Source organism: Pseudomonas sp. LBUM1656 (assembly GCF_059716065.1).
On record NZ_CP166800.1, the window covers coordinates 6,035,898 to 6,055,427 of the forward strand.

Sequence of the window (19,530 nt, forward strand, 5' to 3'; positions counted from 1 at the left end):
CGCGAGCAAGCCCGCTCCCACATTTAGATTGGGGATTACTCCCCGATGGCGATGCCGTGCGCAGGATCGTTGATCCACTCGCTCCATGACCCGGCATACAACGAGCCCAACGGATAACCCGCGAGGCACAGTGCGAACAGGTTATGGCAAGCCGTGACGCCAGATCCGCAATACGCCACCAAATCGGTCGGTGCACGATCGCCGAGTTTTTCGGCAAAGCGCTGTTTGAGCTGCTCAGCCGGCAGGAAGCGCCCGTCGCTGCCCAGGTTCTCGGTGAAGGCCGCACATTGCGCACCGGGAATGTGCCCGGCAATCGGGTCGATCGGTTCGACTTCACCCTTGAAGCGTGGCAAGGCGCGGGCGTCGAGCAAGGTCAGCGCGGGCTGGCCGAGACGTTGTTGGAGCTGTTCGGCGCTCAAGATCAGCGCATTGTCCGGCGTCCCGGTGAAGGTGCCGCGCTTGATGTCGCACCTGTCCAGACTCAGCGGCAGTCCGGCCGCGTGCCAGGCCTTGAGCCCGCCATCGAGAATGAACACGCCGTCACGCTTGCCCAGCCAGGCCAGCAACCACCAGGCCCGCGCCGCGTAGGCACCGGGACCGTCATCGTACAAAACCACTTCGTTGTCGGCGTTGATGCCCCAGGCTTGCAGACGCTCGATCAAATCTTCAGGTTCAGGCAGCGGATGGCGTCCGGTCACGCCCTTGACCACTGCCCCGCTCAAATCACGTTCAAGGTCGGCAAAGCTCGCCCCGGCAATATGCCCTTCGGCATAGCTGCGCTGGCCGTAGTCAGGGTCTTCGAGGGCAAAACGACAATCCAGAATCACCAGCCCAGGCTGCTCCTTTTTCAGGTCCAACGCTTGCGGGCTGATCAGTTGCGCAATGGGCATAACGGGCTCCTGCGATTAAGTCGGTCTTGAATCCTACTGCACTTCTTCCAGCGCTTGGGCCAGTGGCACGTAAAACTCTTCGTACAGTGCGTTGACCGCGTCACGAGACTGGTCCGTGACGAAACCGGCCTCAAGCACCAGCACCTGATACACCCCACGTTTAATCGCCTGCTCACTCAGGTGATTGGAGTTTTCCCGCGTGGTGCACAGAAAACGCACCCAGGACGTCAGGATAATCCACGCATTGAGCGTCAGGGATTCAATCTGGACCTTGTCCATTTGCAGGATGCCGGCGTCGACGAAGGCGGCGTAGATGTGGGTGCCATGGATCAGGCAGCGCTGGGAGAAACGCCGGTAACGGGCGGCCAGTTCGGGATCGCTGTCGAGCAAATGCTCAAGATCACGATGCAAAAACCGGTAGCGCCACATGGCCGCCAGCAGTTCCTGAAGGTAGAAGCGCTTGTCTTCCACCGTGGACGCGCGGCCCTGGGGCGGGCGCAGGAAGCTGTCTACCAGGCTTTCGTACTCACTGAACAATACGGCGATGATCGCCTGCTTGTTGGGGAAGTGGTAGTACAGGTTGCCCGGAGAAATCTCCATGTGGGCAGCAATGTGGTTGGTGCTGATGCTGCGCTCGCCCTGTTGATTAAACAGCTCCAGGCTGTTCTGCACGATGCGCTCGCTGGTTTTGATCCGAGGGGCCATGGCTTGAGCTTTAATTCAGAGTGCGTTGGCGGGCATCTTACGACCTATCGGCGAGTGGATAAAACACTGCTGCACCAGGATGTCATTTGACTTTATAGAGCATAGACTCTAAAAAGTGCCTCATTACAACAAAAACCGGAGCCGATCATGACCGCCGACATCGCGTACCTGCAGAACCTGCAACAGCCTCTGGACGAGCTCCAGGCCCTGTTTGATGCGCAGCGTGCGGCGTATGCAGCCAACCCGATGCCGCCGGCCGCCCAGCGTCAACAATGGCTCAAGGCCCTGCGGGATCTGCTGAGCAATGAACGCCAGGCCTTGATCGATGCAATCAGCCAGGACTTCAGCCACCGCAGCGCCGATGAAACCTTGCTCGCCGAGCTGATGCCCAGCCTGCACGGCATTCATTACGCCAGTCAGCACCTCAAAGGCTGGATGAAAGCTTCGCGGCGCAAGGTCGGCATCGCGTTTCAGCCGGCTTCGGCCAAGGTTGTTTACCAACCGTTGGGCGTGGTCGGCGTGATCGTGCCCTGGAACTACCCGCTTTACCTGGCCATCGGGCCGTTGGTGGGTGCGTTGTCGGCGGGCAATCGGGTGATGCTTAAACTCAGTGAGTCGACCCCCGCCACCGGTTTGCTGCTCAAGGAGTTGCTGGGCCGGATCTTCCCGCAAGACCTGGTCTGCGTGGTGCTCGGTGAAGCCGATATCGGTGTCGCGTTCTCCCGACTGCGTTTCGATCACCTGCTGTTCACCGGCGCCACCAGCATCGGCAAACACGTGATGCGTGCGGCGGCCGAGAACCTGACTCCGGTGACCCTTGAGCTGGGCGGCAAATCCCCCGCCATCGTGTCCCTCGACGTGCCGCTCAAGGACGCCGCCGAACGTATCGCCTTCGGCAAGACCCTCAATGCCGGACAAACCTGCGTGGCCCCGGACTACGTGCTGGTGCCGGAAGACCGCGTCGGCGCGTTCGTCGAAGCCTATCGCCAAGCGGTTCGAGGGTTTTATCCGACACTGGCCGACAACCCGGACTACACCGCCATCATCAATGACCGGCAATTGGCACGGCTCAACGGCTACGTCAGCGACGCCACCAGCAAGGGCGCGCTGCTGATTCCGCTGTTCGATCAGGGCCAGGGCCGGCGCATGGGTCATAGCGTGCTGCTCAACGTCAGTGACGACATGACCGTAATGCAGGACGAAATCTTCGGCCCGCTGCTGCCGATCGTTCCGTACAAGGATCTTGATCAGGCGTTTGCCTACATCAATCAACGACCTCGTCCGCTGGCGCTGTACTACTTCGGCTACGACAAGCGCGAACAGAACCGCGTCCTCCACGAAACCCATTCCGGCGGCGTTTGCCTCAACGACACCCTGCTGCACGTGGCGCAGGACGATATGCCGTTCGGTGGCATCGGCGCTTCGGGCATGGGCCATTACCACGGCCATGAAGGCTTCCTGACTTTCAGCAAGGCCAAAGGCGTGTTGATCAAGCAACGTTTCAACGCGGCGAAACTGATTTATCCGCCGTACGGAAAGTCCATTCAGAAACTGATCCAGAAGCTGTTTATCCGCTAACGATCACACCGTCGGGTAATAACAATAATGAGCCCAAGCCTGTCCGCTACACCCGCGCTGTCACGGCGCGGCCTGCTCAAATTCAGCCTCGGCGCGAGTGCTTTCCTGGCCACGGCCGGATTGGGCGCGAGCCTCAGCGGTTGCTCATCGAGCATCCCGGCCAACGGTTTTGCAATTCTGCGCAGCGGGGATCTGCTGTTTTTGCGGGCATTGGTGCCGGTGATGCTCGAAGATGCCGTGGCCGTCGAGAAAATGCCGGCAGCCGTCGAAGGCACGCTTAAAACTTTGGATAACGACCTGAATCACCTGTCGCCGGAAATGCTCAAGCTGACTCAGCAATTGTTCGACGTGCTGGGGATGGCGGTGACCCGCGGGCCGCTGACCGGGATCTGGGGCAGCTGGGAAAACGCCAGCGCCGATGAGATCCGGCATTTTCTCTATCGTTGGGAAAACAGCTCGTTGAGCCTGCTACGCATGGGGCATAGCTCGTTGCTGCAACTGGTGATGATGGCCTGGTACAGCCGGGCGGAATCGTGGGTGCATTGCGGGTATCCCGGGCCGCCTACGGTCTGAAACCGAGTCGCCCCCTTCGCGAGCAAGCCCGCTCCCACAGAATTTGAGGTGGACCACCCTTTTGTGAACAACCCAAAACCAGTGTGGGAGCGGGCTTGCTCGCGAAAGCGTCAGCCGCCTCACTTATGAACTTCAAAATAAGAAGAGAACCCGAAGATGCCCGTACCCGACCCGTTCCGCGAAGGCATGGCCCGTGGCTGGAAAACCTACAACGGCTCGCAACTGACCCAGGACCTGACCCTCGAAGCGGACGTGGCGATCATCGGCAGCGGCGCAGGCGGCGGAACCACCGCCGAAATCCTCAGCGCCGCTGGCTACAAGGTGCTGCTGATCGAAGAAGGTCCGCTCAAGACCAGCAGCGACTTCAAGATGCTCGAAGACCAGGCCTACACCAGCCTTTATCAGGAAGGCATCGGTCGCATGAGCAAGGACGGCGCGATCACCATCCTCCAGGGCCGCGCGGTGGGCGGCACCACGCTGATCAACTGGACATCCAGTTTTCGTACTCCCGACCCGACGCTCGAACATTGGGCCAAGGAGCACGACGTCAAAGGCCACAGCCCGGCCGACATGGCGCCGTGGTTCGAAAAAATGGAACAACGCCTGGGCGTCGCGCCCTGGAGGGTGCCGCCCAACGCCAACAACGACGTGATCCGCAAAGGCTGCGAAAAACTTGGCTACAGCTGGCATGTGATTCCGCGCAATGTGCGCGGTTGCTGGAACCTTGGCTATTGCGGCATGGGCTGTCCGACCAATGCCAAGCAATCGATGATGGTCACGACCATTCCCGCAACCCTGGAAAAAGGTGGCGAGCTGCTGTATCTGGCCCGCGCCGAAAAGCTCTCGATCAAGGACGACAAGGTTACAGGCCTGCAATGCGTGGCGATGGACAACCGTTGCGTCGCGCCAACCGGGCGCACGATTACGGTCAAGGCGCGGCATTACGTGCTGGCGGGCGGCGGGATCAACAGTCCGGCGCTGCTCCTGCGCTCGGACGCGCCCGATCCGCACAACCGGCTGGGCAAGCGCACGTTCCTGCACCTGGTGAACATGTCCGCCGGGCTGTTCGACGAGGTGATCAACCCGTTCTACGGCGCACCGCAGTCGATCTATTCCGACCATTTCCAATGGCAGGACGGCACCACCGGCAAGATGTCCTACAAACTCGAAGTGCCGCCGCTGCACCCGGCGCTGGCCAGCACCTTGCTCGGTGGTTTTGGCCAGGAAAACGCCGGGCACATGGAAAACCTGCCCCACACCCACGCAATGCTTGCGTTGTTGCGCGACGGTTTCCACCCGGATAGCACGGGCGGCAGTGTCGAGTTACGCGGTGACAACACGCCGGTGCTCGACTATCAGGTTTCACCCTATGCCTGGGATGGCCTGCGCCGAGCCTTCCACAGCATGGCCGAGATCCAGTTCGCCGGTGGCGCCAACGCGGTGATGCCGCTGCACGCCGACGCGCGCTATGTGAAAACCCTGGCCGAAGCGCGCACGTTGATCGACGGCTTGAGCCTTGAGTTGTTTCGCACTCGCCTGGGCAGCGCTCATGTGATGGGCGGTTGTGCCATGGGCGAGGACCCGAAAAACGCCGTGACCGACAGCCTCGGCCGGCATCACCAGATCAGCAATCTGTCGATCCACGATGGCTCGCTGTTCCCCACCAGCATTGGCGCAAACCCGCAATTGTCGGTGTACGGGTTGACCGCGCAACTGGCGACTTCCCTCGTCGAACGTTTGAAAAACCCGTGAAAAGAGCGAATATTCCCATCGTCTATAGTGCTTTCTTACCCAAAAGGCGACTTGGCCGACCGGGAAGGCTGCGATACCATCCGACTCCCCAACGGACTCCCGCCAGGACGACGCGATGAACCGAGTGTTGTACCCAGGTACCTTCGACCCTATTACCAAGGGCCATGGCGACTTGGTCGAACGCGCCGCGCGCCTGTTCGATCATGTGATCATCGCCGTCGCTGCCAGCCCGAAGAAAAACCCGTTGTTTCCCCTGGAACAACGTGTGGCGCTGGCCCGCGAGGTCACTAAACATCTGCCGAACGTGGAAGTCGTCGGCTTCTCGACGCTGCTCGCGCACTTCGCCAAAGAGAAGAACGCCAACGTGTTCTTGCGTGGTTTGCGCGCGGTGTCGGACTTCGAATACGAATTCCAGTTGGCCAACATGAACCGTCAACTGGCGCCGGATGTGGAGAGTCTGTTTCTTACACCGTCCGAGCGTTATTCGTTCATTTCTTCGACGCTGGTCCGTGAAATCGCAGCGTTGGGCGGCGATATCACCAAGTTCGTCCACCCTGTGGTGGCGGACGCCCTTACCGAGCGCTTCAAGAAGTAACGACCGCTCAAGCGGCGCCCGCGTGCACTGCGGGCGCCAATGCGGCACAATTGCGCGCATTGGTTTATTGCGCCCGGGCCTTCCGCCCTGGCTGGAGTTAGCATGTCCCTGATCATCACCGACGATTGCATCAACTGCGACGTCTGCGAACCCGAGTGCCCGAACGCCGCCATTTCCCAGGGCGAAGAGATCTACGTGATCGACCCGAACCTGTGCACGCAGTGTGTCGGCCACTACGACGAACCTCAGTGCCAGCAAGTGTGCCCGGTGGATTGCATTCCGCTGGATGAAGCGCATCCGGAGACGGAAGAGCAGTTGATGGCGAAGTATCGGGTTATTACCGGGAAGGCTTGAGGCAGGCATTTTGTAGCGCTTACTCGGGCCTCTTCGCGAGCAAGTCGAATCGTCGCACCGCCGCTCCCACATTCAACGTGTTCATTCAGTGGAATACGGTCAAATGTGGGAGCAACTGTCTTCACCATGCCATCAGCCACGCTAAAGAAGTCAGACTTTCATCACTCCCGCTGCTCAAACCCCTCCCCGATACACCCCAGACACCGCACAAACGCGGCTTTCGCCGGATCAACCACCAGCGCCTGACCCGCATCGCCAATGCCGCCACCCAGCGCGGTAAACGGCAACGACACCACAAACGCCCCGGCACCGATCACCGTCGCTACAACCAGCAAGGGTCGGGCGATCAGCAAGTCGCCGAGCATGGCGTAGGCCGGGGGATTCTGGATGGTGTAGCGCGGGTCGCCGCTGCCGCTGCTTGCCGCCAACGCTGGCGCACCGACGCTCAGCAACAGCGCAACAACAAGGGTTCGAAACGAATTCATGGCACGGTCCTTCGGCTAGGCAGTGAGAACACTGACTATAGACCGTAGGACGTATCAGCTCTGGCAGCGAGGGCAAAAGACGCTGGCGCGCTGCCCCAGTTTCACGTCCCGCAGCTCGGTGCCACAGACCTTGCACGGTTGACTGCCACGTCCGTAGACGAACAATTCCTGCTGGAAATAACCCGGCTGACCGTCGCCGCCGATAAAGTCCCGCAGCGTGGTGCCGCCACGCTCGATGGCGGCGGCCAAAATGCGTTTGATCTCGATCGCCAGCTTCAAGTAGCGCGCCCGGGAGATGCTCTTGGCCTCGCGACGCGGGTCGATACCGGCGGCGAACAGGGCTTCGGTCGCATAGATATTGCCGACGCCGACCACCACCGCGTTGTCCATGATGAACGGCTTGACCGCCATGGAGCGTCCGCGAGACTGCTGGAACAAGCGATCGCCATCAAACAGGTCGGTCAACGGCTCTGGCCCCAAGCGGATCAGAAGTTCGTGGTTGAGCGGGTCGAGGCTCCAGAGCATCGCGCCGAACCGGCGGGGGTCGGTATAACGCAAGGCCAGGCCGGATTCGAGTTCGATGTCCACATGCTCGTGCTTGGCCGCCGGCATACCGACTTCCACCAGCCGCAGATTGCCCGACATGCCCAAATGGCTGATCAGCGTGCCCACTTCAGCATTGATCAACAGGTACTTGGCCCGCCGCTCCACCAGCACGATGCGTTGGCCGGACAGTCGTACATCGAGGTCTTCAGGAATCGGCCAGCGCAAGCGGCGGTCACGCACGATCACCCGGCTGACGCGCTGGCCTTCCAGGTGCGGCGCAATCCCGCGGCGGGTGGTTTCGACTTCTGGCAGTTCAGGCATGGCGTACTCGAATCAGACTGTCCGGTGCTCTCAGCGGTGAGCGCCGAGGTCGCGGATCGTTTGCTTGAGGATCTCGAAGTCGTAGTCCGAGAGGCCGACATAATCGAGCACCAGATGCCCGATGCTGTTCCATTCGTGGTCTTCGGTCTGATTACCCAGCACCCGGTAGGACGCACAAATATGCTCGGCCATTTTCAGGATCGCGAGCAGGTTCTTGAGCTGGGCATTGCGCGAAGACTCGTCGCTGAAGATCGCCAGGGCATTGTGGTGATTGGCGATCGCGGCGGTCACATGCTCCGGCAGGCGCCAGGACTTGGCCGTGTAATAACCGACCACCGCGTGGTTGGTGTTGAACACCCGGTTCTCGGTGTCGACCACCCGGCATTCGGCGCTGGCGTTGGCGTAGGCCTCTTCCAGGACGGTCATGTAATTGGGGAAACGCTGCAGCATCAGCGGCACGCCGCAGTCGTGGAACAGCCCCAGCGCGTAGGCTTCATCACCCGCTTGTGCGCCGATGCGCTTGGCCAGCGTCAGGCAAGTCATCGCCACGTCCTGAGCCGTATCCCAGAAACGGTTCAGGGTGACGATGGTGTCGTCGTTCATCTCGCCCTTGATCGACTGCGCATTGATCAGGTTGATGATCGAACGACTGCCCAGCAGGTTTACCGCACGCTGGATCGAGGCAATCTTGTTACTCAAGCCGTAATACGGCGAATTGACGATTTTCAGCAAGGCGCCAGAGAGCCCCGGGTCTTGAGAGATCAACTTCGCGATCACTTCCAGGTCCGGGTCAGGCATGTACTGCTCCATCTGCAAATCCACCATGATTTGCGGCTGGGCAGGCACGCTGATGCCTTGCAGGGACTGTTGAATCTGTTCGGAAGTCAGCTCTTGGGACATAAGTACACACTCTGGGCCAGGGGGCGATTCTAACCTTTATAAAGTTGGATCCGACAGGCCGATGGGCATATCGCCGGAACTTTCATATTCGGCGGTGCATTCGAAACCGCCTTCGCGAGCAAGCCCGCTCCCACATTTGGAATGCATTCCCCTGTGGGAGCGGGCTTGCTCGCGAAAGGGCCATCAGCGTTTCATCGCCCTCCCGGTCCGCCACCACACTCAACACGCTATACTCCCGCTCTTTTTTCCGGAGCGACGTCATGTCCCTGCCTAGCCTGCGCCTCAAAGCCAACGCCGACCGTCGCCTGCGAAACGGCCACTTGTGGGTCTACAGCAACGAAATCGATGTAGCGGCGACCCCTTTGCACGGTTTCCAAGCTGGCGACCAGGCGATCCTCGAAGCCGCCGGCGGCAAGACCCTGGGCATCGTGGCCATGAGCCCGAACAACCTGATCTGCGCCCGCCTGCTGTCGCGCGACATCAAGTTGCCGCTGGACAAGTCGCTGCTGGTCCATCGCCTGAACGTTGCGTTGTCCCTGCGTGATCGCCTGTTCGACAAGCCGTTCTATCGCCTGGTCTACGGCGACTCCGACCTGCTGCCAGGCCTGGTGGTCGACCGTTTCGGCGACATCCTGGTGGTGCAGATCGCTTCGGCGACCATGGAAGCCCATAAAGAAGACGTGATTGCCGCACTGACCCAAGTACTCAAGCCAAGCGGCATTCTGTTCAAGAATGACTCCGCTGCCCGCGATGCAGAAGGCCTCAACCGCTACGTCGAAACGGTGTTCGGCCTGGTGCCGGAATGGGTCGCGCTGGAAGAGAACGGCGTGAAATTCGAAGCCCCGGTCATCCAGGGTCAGAAAACCGGCTGGTTCTACGACCACCGCATGAACCGCGCGCGCCTGGCCCCTTATGCCAAAGGCAAACGCGTGCTGGATCTGTACAGCTACATCGGCGGCTGGGGCGTGCAAGCCGCTGCCTTCGGCGCCAGTGAAGTATTCTGCGTCGACGCGTCGGCCTTCGCCCTCGACGGCGTCGAGCGCAACGCCGCCCTGAACGGCGTCGCCGAAAAAATGACCTGCATCGAAGGCGACGTGTTCGAAGCCCTCAAAGAGCTGAAAGCCAGCGAAGAACGCTTCGACGTGATCGTTGCCGATCCGCCCGCCTTCATCAAACGCAAGAAAGACATGAAGAACGGTGAAGGCGCCTACCGTCGCCTGAACGAGCAAGCCATGCGCCTGCTCAGCAAGGACGGCATCCTGGTCAGCGCGTCGTGCTCGATGCACCTGCCGGAAGACGATCTGCAGAACATCCTGCTGACCAGCGCCCGTCACCTGGATCGCAACATCCAGATGCTAGAGCGCGGTGGTCAGGGCCCGGATCACCCGGTTCACCCGGCCATCGCCGAAACCCGCTACATCAAGAGCATCACCTGCCGGTTGCTGCCAAACAGCTGATTATGCCGGTTTGACGGGGAGCCAGCCGGCTCCCCGTTTTATTATCTGTTATTGAAGCCCCTCTAATTTCCTACACTTGCGTTCGCATGAACTTGCAGGACGTTTCTCCGTATTTTGCATTTTAAAGAATACGACTGACAAAACTTGTTCGCACTCAAGATCGTTCCGACAAAATTACTAGAAGATTCCTACCCAATATCGCCTTGATAAGCGCTGATTACACTCTATGATTGAAAGTGTCACAACGAAGTGACACTCACTTTCAATTACAAGGAGTTCCAAATGAAAGCAATTACTCTGGAAGCTAACAGCATCGCCAACCTGGCTTTTCTGGTTGCCCCTAAAGCCCGCTAAGTAAATGAGACGCTGGGGAGTGCCGGCTACCCAGCGTTTTCTATGGCATTGCCCAGAGCGAAACACCCATCATGCAGATCAGCCCTCATTTATTCATACTTCCTCGTACGCCCGGACAAATAGTCTGGGATTACAAGAACCACAAGCAATTTGAATTGAACCTGAAGTATTCCACACGACTGGCCGAACTAATCGACAACCCCGAGAAGTTCAACAACCGCAATACAATTGACACGCAACTGCTTGGCGCCGGAATACTGACAACAGCAACAGCGGATACTATTGAATGGGGATGGGATGAACTATCGAAGATATTTCATATCGGCACCAAGAACATCCCTTGCGAACATATTCCGCAAAATATTAATGAATGGTCAAAACAATACCTTGATCATTGCACCGACGTGCTGAGTACACCCTCGCCGAAAGCCAGGCGCTCGGAGCGCCTGGGAGGCAAGCTGATAGCTCTGCCAAAACCTTCCTGCCTGCCGGAAGGCTCCCTGGCAAATGCCTTGGTCAATCGCAAAACCTGCCGCACGTTTACAGGTGAAGCGGTTTCCCTCGAAGCCGTGAGTACATTGCTGTACCTGTCCCTCGGCTATCTGCATGAGCGCGGAAACGACATCGACGAAAGCATCGTCGAAGGCCTCGGCGCACGACGAAGCAGCCCGTCCGGTGGCGGACTAAATGCCTGCGAAGGCTTTCTCCTGGCGCAAAACATCAGCGACCTGCAACCCGGCGTCTACGCCTACCACCCCTCCGGTCATGCGCTGAGCTTCGTTAATCCGCTGCCGGGTGAGCCTTTGGGGCAACTGATGTGCGGGCAACATTTCATCAATAACCTGCCCGCAGGCCTGTTCATCACCAGTCGATTCGACAAGCTGTGGTGGAAATATGAACACTCACGGGCCTACCGAATGGCCTACGTCGAAGCCGGCCACATTTCTCAGACCTTTCAACTGGCGGCCACTTCGCTGGGATTGAACACCTGGCTGACCGGTGCCTTGACGGATGATCGGGCCGAAGCGCTGTTGGGACTGGAGGACAGCGCAGAGCAACCGTTGTTTTTTGTCGGCTGCGGCCAGAGCGACGGGCAAGTGATGTGCAAGGAGTTGAAAGCGCTGCTGAGCGATCGGGAGCAGGAACAATGACCGAGCGCTTCAACGACCCTGCGTCCTACCCCGCCTCATGGGCCAATCGCTTTACCCTTGGAGACTGGAATACCCGCGCCTCGGTGCGCATCAGCGAACATAGTTATCAATTGCCCTCGGACCTGAAACGGCAACTGGAAACCCGCCACTGGTTTCCACCGGCCTTCTTGCCTTACCTGAAGCACCCGGCGGTCGAAGCGGCAGGCAGCTCGATCATTCAACGCCTGTGCGCCAATCATCTGGTGTATTTCCTTGACTACACCACCCTGCTCGAACACCGCATCGTCAACCGATCCGTGGAGACTATCGTCCATAACGAATTGGGCATTTCCATCCCCCCGCGGATGAAAACGGCCGCGCTGCAGCTCTACACCGATGAGGCTTATCACGCACTGTTCTCCAATACCCTCTCCGAGCAGATTGCCGAGATTTACGGCATGACTGATCGTCCGGTCATGCCCCAACGGATAGCCCGGCTGAATGCCCTGCTCGATCGCACACCGGACAAGCACAAAGCCCTGGCGTGGTTTCTCGTCGGCTTCGTCTCGGAAACGATTATCGCCAAGGAACTGCTCGACGTTTGCCGCGACATATTGGTGAGCAGCGTTCAGGAAATGCTCAGGGATCACCTTGCCGACGAGGCACGGCACAGTCGCTACTTTTGCGAAGTGTTCCATTATCTGTGGCTGCAACTGAGCTGCGGCCAACGCACGTTTACCGCCAGGTCGCTCCTGGAAATCCTGCTGATTTTCTTCGAAGTCGATGAACGCTGGCTTGGCGAAAGCCTGCGCAGCGCCGGCCTGGGTGAAACGTCAGTCGCGCAAATCCTTGGTGATCTGACCGGCCCGCAAGCGCAGCGCCTGCGCGCCCGGTCGGGTGCTGGTGCCACGTTGAACGCCATGAAAAAAGCGGGCTTCTTCGACCTGCCTGCCAATCGACAACTTTTCTACAGGGCAGGGCTTCTCGATGAATGAAGGAAAACATGTTCCGCGTGTCGAAAAACATCGGGCCGTGGTCATTCTGTTGATGACCATGACATTGCTTGGCGTCTTTCCCCTGGATGTGGTGCTTCCGTCCTTTCCCGATCTTTCCGACTACTTTCGGACCTCGCCGTCCGACATCGCCCTGTCCGTCAGCCTGTTCGCCATCGGCCTGGCGTTGTCCGTGGTGCTGGTCGGACCGCTGTCAGACTTGTGGGGGCGCAAGAAGCTGCTGCTGGCCGGTATCGCAATCTCGGTGATCGGTGCCACGGGGTGCGTGGCGTCGAGCGAATACAGCTGGTTTCTGTTCTTTCGGGTGATCCAGGCCGTGGGTTGCGGATCCTTCGTCCTGTCACAGGCACTGGTTCAGGATCTGTTCGTCGGCAAGGAACAGGAGCGGATCAGAATCTGGATGGTGACCGGTGGCGGAGTGTTCATTTCGATTTCGCCGCTGCTGGGGACATGGTTGCAATTGCAGCTAGGCTGGCAGGGCAGCTTTTATGTATTTATCACCCTGGCTGTCATTGTCTGGCTTAAAGCCTTATTCCTGCTCAGGGAAAATCCGCGCCTGCATACCCCGACACATGAGCGGTTTTTCAGTGCCTACTGGCGGGTATGCTCGGATCTTCGCTTCATGGGTTATTGGTTGATTTCAGCCTTGGCCTTCGCCTGCCATTTCTCGTTCATTGTCACTTCACCAATCATTTTCATGGAGCGGCTGGCGCTTTCACCGTACGAATTTGCCTGGGCGTTGCTGCTGTATGGCGTGGCCTATGTGTTTGGCGGGATTGTCGCCAGCGCCCTGCATCGGCGCCTGCAGGCCAACACGCAGATAGTCATTGGCCTGGGGCTGATCGCTTTGTCAGGGCTGGTCATGCTGTGGTTGGCGAAACAGTTTGGGCTCTCTGCGGCGGCGGTGCTGATACCCATGCTGATTTGTACGGCAGGCACCACCATCGCCAGACCCATCGCCAACTCCAAAGCCATGAGTCTCTACCCACAGAATGCCGGAACCTCGACCTCGGTCGGCGGCGTGTTGATTTTCATGTGCGGCGGCGTGATCAGCGTGGTGATCAACCTCGCCTCCGAAGACCTGACCACGGCGCTGGCCCTGTGTTTCCTGACCTTGAGTGCCACGGGTCTTGGCTTGAATGTATTGATTACACGACGGCATCTGGCGCTGACCCCGGGCTGAAACCTGCCAGTCGTCATCCCGCACGTTGTGTCAGTGCTGGATCAACGCTTCCCGGCATTCCCTCCTGACGCCAGCCGTGTAGAATCGCGGCATTCATCGCCAGTCATCCCCCGGCGGGTTTATGAGCTCAAGCTGAAGCGCGCGGCGATCCCGCAAAGTTATCGGCAACTTCCGGACACACGGCCATTTCTGGGTGTTCCAGACGTCAATAGAAGCTCACTTCCCTTTTGATACCTGATTAGCCGCCCGGAGTGCTTCATGCCTGATTACCGCTCGAAAACATCCACCCATGGCCGCAACATGGCCGGCGCCCGCGCACTGTGGCGCGCCACGGGGATGAAAGATGACGACTTCAAAAAGCCGATCATCGCCATTGCCAACTCCTTCACCCAATTCGTACCGGGCCACGTCCATCTCAAGGACCTCGGCCAGCTGGTCGCCCGCGAGATCGAACGCGCCGGCGGTGTAGCGAAAGAATTCAACACCATTGCCGTGGATGACGGCATCGCCATGGGTCACGACGGCATGCTCTATTCGCTGCCGAGCCGCGAGATCATCGCCGACTCCGTCGAGTACATGGTCAACGCCCACTGCGCCGACGCCATCGTCTGCATTTCCAACTGCGACAAGATCACCCCTGGCATGCTGATGGCGTCCCTGCGCCTGAACATCCCGGTGATCTTCGTCTCCGGCGGCCCGATGGAAGCCGGCAAGACCAAACTGGCCAGCCACGGTCTCGACCTCGTCGACGCCATGGTCATTGCCGCCGACTCCAGCGCTTCTGACGAGAAAGTCGCTGAGTACGAGCGCAGTGCCTGCCCGACGTGCGGCTCGTGCTCCGGCATGTTCACCGCCAACTCGATGAACTGCCTTGTCGAAGCGTTGGGCTTGGCCTTGCCGGGCAACGGTTCGACCCTGGCCACTCACAGCGATCGCGAACAGCTGTTCCTGCAGGCTGGCCGCACCATCGTCGAGTTGTGCAAGCGTTACTACGGCGAGAACGACGAATCGGTATTGCCGCGCAACATTGCCAACTTCAAGGCCTTCGAAAACGCCATGACCCTGGACATCGCCATGGGCGGTTCCACCAACACCATCCTGCACTTGCTGGCCGCCGCCCAGGAAGCCGAGATCGATTTCGACCTGCGCGACATCGACCGCCTCTCCCGCCACGTGCCACAACTGTGCAAAGTCGCGCCGAACATCCAGAAGTACCACATGGAAGACGTGCACCGTGCCGGCGGTATTTTCAGCATCCTCGGTTCGCTGGCCCGTGGCGGTCTGCTGCACACCGACCTGCCAACCGTGCACAGCAAGACCCTGGCCGAAGGCATCGCCAAGTGGGACATCACCCAGACCGACGACGAAGCCGTGCATCACTTCTTCAAGGCCGGTCCTGCGGGCATCCCGACGCAAACCGCGTTCAGCCAGTCGACCCGCTATGAAACCCTGGACGATGACCGTGAGAACGGCTGCATCCGCAGTGTCGAGCACGCTTATTCGAAAGAAGGCGGCCTGGCCGTTCTCTACGGCAACATCGCGTTGGATGGCTGTGTGGTGAAAACCGCGGGCGTCGACGAGTCGATCCACGTGTTTGAAGGCAACGCGAAGATCTTCGAAAGCCAGGACAGTGCCGTACGCGGCATCCTCGCTGACGAAGTGAAGGCCGGTGACATCGTGATCATCCGTTACGAAGGCCCGAAAGGCGGCCCGGGCATGCAGGAAATGCTCTACCCGACGTCGTACCTGAAATCCAAAGGCCTGGGCAAAGCCTGCGCCCTGCTCACCGATGGTCGCTTCTCCGGCGGTACCTCGGGCCTGTCCATCGGCCACGCTTCGCCAGAAGCTGCAGCCGGTGGCGCGATTGGTCTGGTGCAGGACGGCGACAAAGTGCTGATCGACATTCCGAACCGCTCGATCAACCTGTTGATCAGCGACGAAGAAATGGCCGGGCGCCGTGCCGAGCAGGATCAGAAAGGCTGGAAACCGGTTGAGAAACGTCCACGTAAAGTGACCACCGCACTGAAGGCCTACGCCCTGCTGGCCACCAGCGCCGACAAGGGTGCAGTGCGTAACAAGGCGATGCTCGACGGGCTGTAAGGCGTAACCGTCGAACAAAAAATACCTCGCCAAGTGCGGGGTATTTTTTTGGGGTTGAGCTCGATTAAATGTGGGAGCGGGCTTGCTCGCGAAGAGGGAATCACATTCACCATTGATGTTGAATGACACACCGCTTTCGCGAGCAAGCCCGCTCCCACATTGGAACTTCGGTGTTCACAAAAGTCTGGGGTTCAGCTCAAGCCTTTGTTGGAACATCTCGGATGGGTTACTGAATCTCTTCAGGCTTGACGATCACCCAGTTCTTGTCCGCCGTCACCGGCAACCCTTCTTTGGCCTGTGCCGCCGCGTGCTTGGCCATCATGCCGTTAATCTGGGTCATGTATTTGTCCTTGCGGTTGACCCACAAGTGGATGCCACCCTTGGCCACGTCGACGCTGTGGAACAGCATGAAACCGTCGCTGGTCGGGGTATCGCCGCCTACCAGCACCGGTTTTTTCCATTCATCGATGTAGGTCAGGATCGCCGCTTGTTTACCCGCCATCCAGGTCGCCGGGGTCCAAAGGTACGGAGTCAGTTCGAGGCCGAGGTTGGCCTTCTCGTCATACTTGCCCGCGGTGATTTGCTTGCGTGCCGTGGTCAACTCGCCCGACTTCGGGTCCTTGAGCAACAGGCTCACACCAATGACGTTTTGCGGTTTGACGTTGTAGCCGTACTTCGGATCGGAAGCGACCATGCGCACCAGCTCTTCGGAGGCAGCGGTCATCACGTAGACCTCGATGCCGTTCTCCATCAACTTGTTGTAGAGCTCTTTCTGTCCGGTGAAGATTTTCGGCGGATTGACGTCGAGGTTCTTCACCACGTCGCCTTCGTAATAAGTGGCCGGCACCGGTTTGCCCGAAGCCATCAGCTCATCGACGTAGCCTTTGAGTTCCTGGAGGGTGAAACCGGAGAACACTTGCGCGACCCATGGATAGCAAACCATGTCGTCGAGTTCGCAGAGGCGATAGTAGTAGCTGAACAGGCTTTCCTTATGGTCGGCGGTGTCCTTGAACGGAATCAGCTTCAGGGAGGGGTCGAGTTTCTCGCGGGTGATCAGGCCCTTGTTTTCCATGTACGGCAACAACGACTCTTCGAGGTCGTAGCGGTAACTGGTGTTGTCCATGTCGAACACCGCGTAGTTACCTTTGTTGGCGTTGGCCGCAATCATTGCGTCCAGTGCCTTGGCCTGATCGGCGGGCCAGTGCTTCAAATCCGTGGCGAGTACCTGGCCGGCGAGGCCAAGACAGAGTGCGGCAACCAGAAATTTTGGTGCGAACTTCATCTTCATTTCTCCCTGATTCAAAGATATCGACGCTATCAAATTAGTGTGACAGCCCCCATCTGCCTGCGACCGCCCGCGTCCCTTCCGCGTCAGCTGCATCCCCGACACCGACACCCTCTTATTCCAAAAACGACAGCTAACAGACTTTTTTGATATTAATTCATTAGTTTTCAAGCTGTTAGGCTTGCCGGTTCGCAGCTGCCCCGGAAGGTGGCTGGCACAAGTCTCTCTTGGAGTTCACATGAATCTGCCGCTGATCCTCAATCTGCTGGTATTCCTCGCCCTGCTCTTCGGCCTGGCGCAAACCCGTCATACGACGTGGAGCTTAGCTAAAAAAGTCCTGCTCGCGTTGGTGATGGGCGTGGTGTTCGGTGTGGCGCTGCACACGATTTACGGTGCCGGCAACCCGGTGCTGAAAGCCTCGATCGGCTGGTTCGATCTGGTGGGCAACGGTTACGTGCAGTTGCTGCAAATGATCGTCATCCCGCTGGTGTTCGCCTCGATCCTCAGCGCCGTGGCCCGTCTGCACAACGCTTCGTCGCTGGGCAAGATCAGCTTCCTGACCATCGGCACGCTGCTGTTCACCACCGCCATCGCGGCGCTGGTCGGCATCGGCCTGACCAACCTGTTCGGCCTGACCGCCGAAGGGCTGGTGGCCGGCACGCAGGAAATGGCTCGCCTGCAAACCATTCAGAACGACTATGCAGGCAAGGTCGCTGACCTGAATGTGCCGCAATTACTGCTGTCGTTCATTCCGCAAAACCCGTTCGCCGACCTTGCTCGCGCCAAGCCGACTTCGATCATCAGCGTGGTGATCTTCGCCGCATTCTTGGGTGTCGCGGCGCTGCAACTGCTCAAGGATGACGCCCCGAAAGGTCAGAAAGTGATCAACGCCATCGACACCCTGCAAGCCTGGGTGATGCGCCTGGTGCGTCTGGTGATGAAGCTGACCCCGTACGGCGTATTGGCGCTGATGACCAAGGTGGTCGCCGGCTCCAACCTGCAAGACATCATCAAGCTCGGCAGTTTCGTGGTGGTTTCCTACATCGGCCTGGGCCTGATGTTTGTGGTCCATGGCCTGCTGGTGTCGGCGGCCGGAATCAACCCGCTTCGGTTCTTCCGCAAGATCTGGCCGGTACTGACGTTTGCGTTCACCAGCCGTTCGAGCGCGGCGACGATTCCCCTGAGCATCGAAGCGCAGACCAGCCGTCTGGGTATCCCGCAGTCCATCGCCAGTTTCGCCGCTTCGTTCGGCGCGACCATTGGCCAGAACGGCTGTGCCGGTCTGTACCCGGCGATGTTAGCGGTGATGGTCGCGCCCACCGTGGGCATCAACCCGCTGGACCCGCTGTGGATCGCGACGCTGGTAGCGATTGTGACCTTGAGTTCGGCCGGCGTGGCGGGCGTGGGCGGTGGCGCGACGTTTGCTGCGCTGATCGTGCTGCCGGCGATGGGTTTGCCGGTGTCATTGGTGGCGTTGCTGATTTCGGTCGAGCCGCTGATTGATATGGGCCGCACGGCGTTGAACGTCAGTGGTTCGATCACGGCCGGGGCGATTACCAGCCAGATGATGCAGCAGACGGATAAAGAATTGCTGGGTGCGGATGAGCATGGGAGTTGGTTCACGCTTAAGTCGTTCAGCGACTGAGCGGGCCGCATCGCCAGCAGGCTGGCTCCCACAGGGAATTGGGGTGTACACACAACCGGTGTGTCACCTCAAACCCACTGTGGGAGCCAGCCTGCTGGCGATGCTTTTAAGCTTTTTCCCAAACCTCGAAGTTGTACGCTGGCTTATCATCCACCGCCGGATTCTCGATGTTCGACACCAACTTCCACGCTTTCAAATCAAACTCCGGAAACCACGCATCCCCCTCCGGACTCAACGCCACGCGCGTCAAATACAACCGATCCGCCTGCGCCATCCCTTGCGCATACAACTGCGCCCCGCCAATCAACATCACCTCATCGACGCCCTGCTCGTTCGCCCATTCCTGCGCGCGAATCACGGCGACCTCTAGCGACGGATAAACTTCCGCGCCTTCCAGCACCAGATCCGCCTGGCGACTGACCACGATGTTCAACCGGCCGGGCAGCGGACGACCGAGGGAATCCCAGGTCTTGCGACCCATGATGATCGGCTTGCCCAGCGTGGTGGCCTTGAAGTATTTGAAGTCCCCCGGCAAGTGCCAGGGCATGCTGTTGTCGACGCCGATCACACGGTTTTCACCGAGGGCTGCGATCAGGCTGAGGGGGAGTGATTTAGTCATGCAGGCGAGGATACCAGAGCCTCCCGTACCCCGATAAGCGCCACA

18 protein-coding genes are annotated in these 19,530 nt (G+C 59.2%); 11 read left to right on the forward strand and 7 right to left on the reverse strand.

The annotated features are described in order from the left end of the window. Window positions 1-35: 35 nt before the first annotated feature. On the reverse strand, window positions 36-890 hold the full coding sequence (locus ACA072_RS27415) for a sulfurtransferase (RefSeq protein WP_497621812.1): 855 nt from the start codon (window positions 888-890) through the stop codon (window positions 36-38). A gap of 33 nt (window positions 891-923) precedes the next feature. Next, entirely contained in the window at window positions 924-1,595 is a 672-nt protein-coding gene (locus ACA072_RS27420) for a TetR/AcrR family transcriptional regulator (protein WP_109635625.1), read from the reverse strand. 147 nt (window positions 1,596-1,742) lie between these two features. Between ACA072_RS27420 and ACA072_RS27425 the strand changes: the two genes are divergently transcribed. The 5 genes from ACA072_RS27425 to ACA072_RS27445 all read left to right on the forward strand — a co-directional run bounded on the left by ACA072_RS27425 (window position 1,743) and on the right by ACA072_RS27445 (window position 6,447). Further along, window positions 1,743-3,173: a coniferyl aldehyde dehydrogenase gene (locus ACA072_RS27425; RefSeq protein ID WP_497621815.1), complete on the forward strand. Its 1,431-nt coding sequence runs from the start codon at window positions 1,743-1,745 to the stop codon at window positions 3,171-3,173. A 27-nt stretch (window positions 3,174-3,200) separates the two neighbouring features. After that, entirely contained in the window at window positions 3,201-3,746 is a 546-nt protein-coding gene (locus tag ACA072_RS27430) for a twin-arginine translocation pathway signal protein (RefSeq protein ID WP_497621817.1), read from the forward strand. Between the two features lie 156 nt (window positions 3,747-3,902). Next, complete coding sequence (locus tag ACA072_RS27435; RefSeq protein ID WP_497621819.1) at window positions 3,903-5,498, forward strand: GMC family oxidoreductase; 1,596 nt, start codon at window positions 3,903-3,905, stop codon at window positions 5,496-5,498. Between the two features lie 115 nt (window positions 5,499-5,613). Continuing rightward, window positions 5,614-6,093 (forward strand): pantetheine-phosphate adenylyltransferase, encoded by a 480-nt coding sequence (gene coaD, locus ACA072_RS27440; RefSeq protein ID WP_131061099.1) that lies wholly within the window; start codon window positions 5,614-5,616, stop codon window positions 6,091-6,093. A 102-nt stretch (window positions 6,094-6,195) separates the two neighbouring features. Next, a complete protein-coding gene (locus tag ACA072_RS27445; protein ID WP_048722619.1) occupies window positions 6,196-6,447 on the forward strand; it encodes a YfhL family 4Fe-4S dicluster ferredoxin in 252 nt (83 codons plus the stop codon). A 161-nt stretch (window positions 6,448-6,608) separates the two neighbouring features. Here ACA072_RS27445 and ACA072_RS27450 read toward each other — a convergent pair whose 3' ends face one another. Genes ACA072_RS27450 through ACA072_RS27460 form a run of 3 tightly spaced genes read right to left on the reverse strand, consistent with a single transcriptional unit; the run spans window position 6,609 to window position 8,645 of the window. Further along, entirely contained in the window at window positions 6,609-6,932 is a 324-nt protein-coding gene (locus ACA072_RS27450; RefSeq protein ID WP_010466790.1) for a multidrug transporter, read from the reverse strand. A gap of 54 nt (window positions 6,933-6,986) precedes the next feature. After that, a complete protein-coding gene (gene mutM / locus ACA072_RS27455; protein ID WP_497621822.1) occupies window positions 6,987-7,799 on the reverse strand; it encodes a bifunctional DNA-formamidopyrimidine glycosylase/DNA-(apurinic or apyrimidinic site) lyase in 813 nt (270 codons plus the stop codon). A 30-nt stretch (window positions 7,800-7,829) separates the two neighbouring features. Next, the gene (locus ACA072_RS27460; RefSeq protein WP_497625048.1) at window positions 7,830-8,645 is read right to left on the reverse strand and encodes an HDOD domain-containing protein; all 816 of its coding nucleotides are present in this window, start codon (window positions 8,643-8,645) and stop codon (window positions 7,830-7,832) included. Window positions 8,646-8,959: 314 nt separating this feature from the next. On the opposite strand from ACA072_RS27460, the gene ACA072_RS27465 reads away from it, so the two are divergent. The 5 genes from ACA072_RS27465 (at window position 8,960) to ilvD (ending at window position 15,936) form a co-directional block, all read left to right on the forward strand. Beyond that, the gene (locus ACA072_RS27465; RefSeq protein WP_071490392.1) at window positions 8,960-10,156 is read left to right on the forward strand and encodes a class I SAM-dependent rRNA methyltransferase; all 1,197 of its coding nucleotides are present in this window, start codon (window positions 8,960-8,962) and stop codon (window positions 10,154-10,156) included. A 425-nt stretch (window positions 10,157-10,581) separates the two neighbouring features. Further along, window positions 10,582-11,661, forward strand: a complete 1,080-nt coding sequence (locus tag ACA072_RS27470) for a SagB family peptide dehydrogenase (protein ID WP_497621823.1) — start codon at window positions 10,582-10,584, stop codon at window positions 11,659-11,661. Beyond that, entirely contained in the window at window positions 11,658-12,635 is a 978-nt protein-coding gene (locus ACA072_RS27475; protein WP_497621826.1) for a diiron oxygenase, read from the forward strand. The genes ACA072_RS27470 and ACA072_RS27475 overlap by 4 nt, the downstream gene beginning before the upstream one ends. Continuing rightward, on the forward strand, window positions 12,628-13,836 hold the full coding sequence (locus tag ACA072_RS27480) for a multidrug effflux MFS transporter (protein ID WP_497621828.1): 1,209 nt from the start codon (window positions 12,628-12,630) through the stop codon (window positions 13,834-13,836). Before ACA072_RS27475 ends, ACA072_RS27480 begins: the two co-directional genes overlap by 8 nt. Window positions 13,837-14,094: 258 nt before the next feature. After that, entirely contained in the window at window positions 14,095-15,936 is a 1,842-nt protein-coding gene (gene ilvD / locus ACA072_RS27485) for a dihydroxy-acid dehydratase (RefSeq protein WP_497449332.1), read from the forward strand. 226 nt (window positions 15,937-16,162) lie between these two features. Here ilvD and ACA072_RS27490 read toward each other — a convergent pair whose 3' ends face one another. After that, window positions 16,163-17,218, reverse strand: coding sequence for an HAD family hydrolase (locus ACA072_RS27490; RefSeq protein ID WP_497621830.1), 1,056 nt, complete (start codon window positions 17,216-17,218; stop codon window positions 16,163-16,165). 241 nt (window positions 17,219-17,459) lie between these two features. On the opposite strand from ACA072_RS27490, the gene ACA072_RS27495 reads away from it, so the two are divergent. Next, window positions 17,460-18,866, forward strand: coding sequence for an L-cystine transporter (locus ACA072_RS27495; protein WP_497621832.1), 1,407 nt, complete (start codon window positions 17,460-17,462; stop codon window positions 18,864-18,866). A gap of 106 nt (window positions 18,867-18,972) precedes the next feature. On the opposite strand, the gene ACA072_RS27500 is transcribed toward ACA072_RS27495, so the two are convergent. Then, on the reverse strand, window positions 18,973-19,485 hold the full coding sequence (locus ACA072_RS27500; RefSeq protein WP_497621833.1) for a dihydrofolate reductase: 513 nt from the start codon (window positions 19,483-19,485) through the stop codon (window positions 18,973-18,975). Window positions 19,486-19,530: the final 45 nt, after the last annotated feature.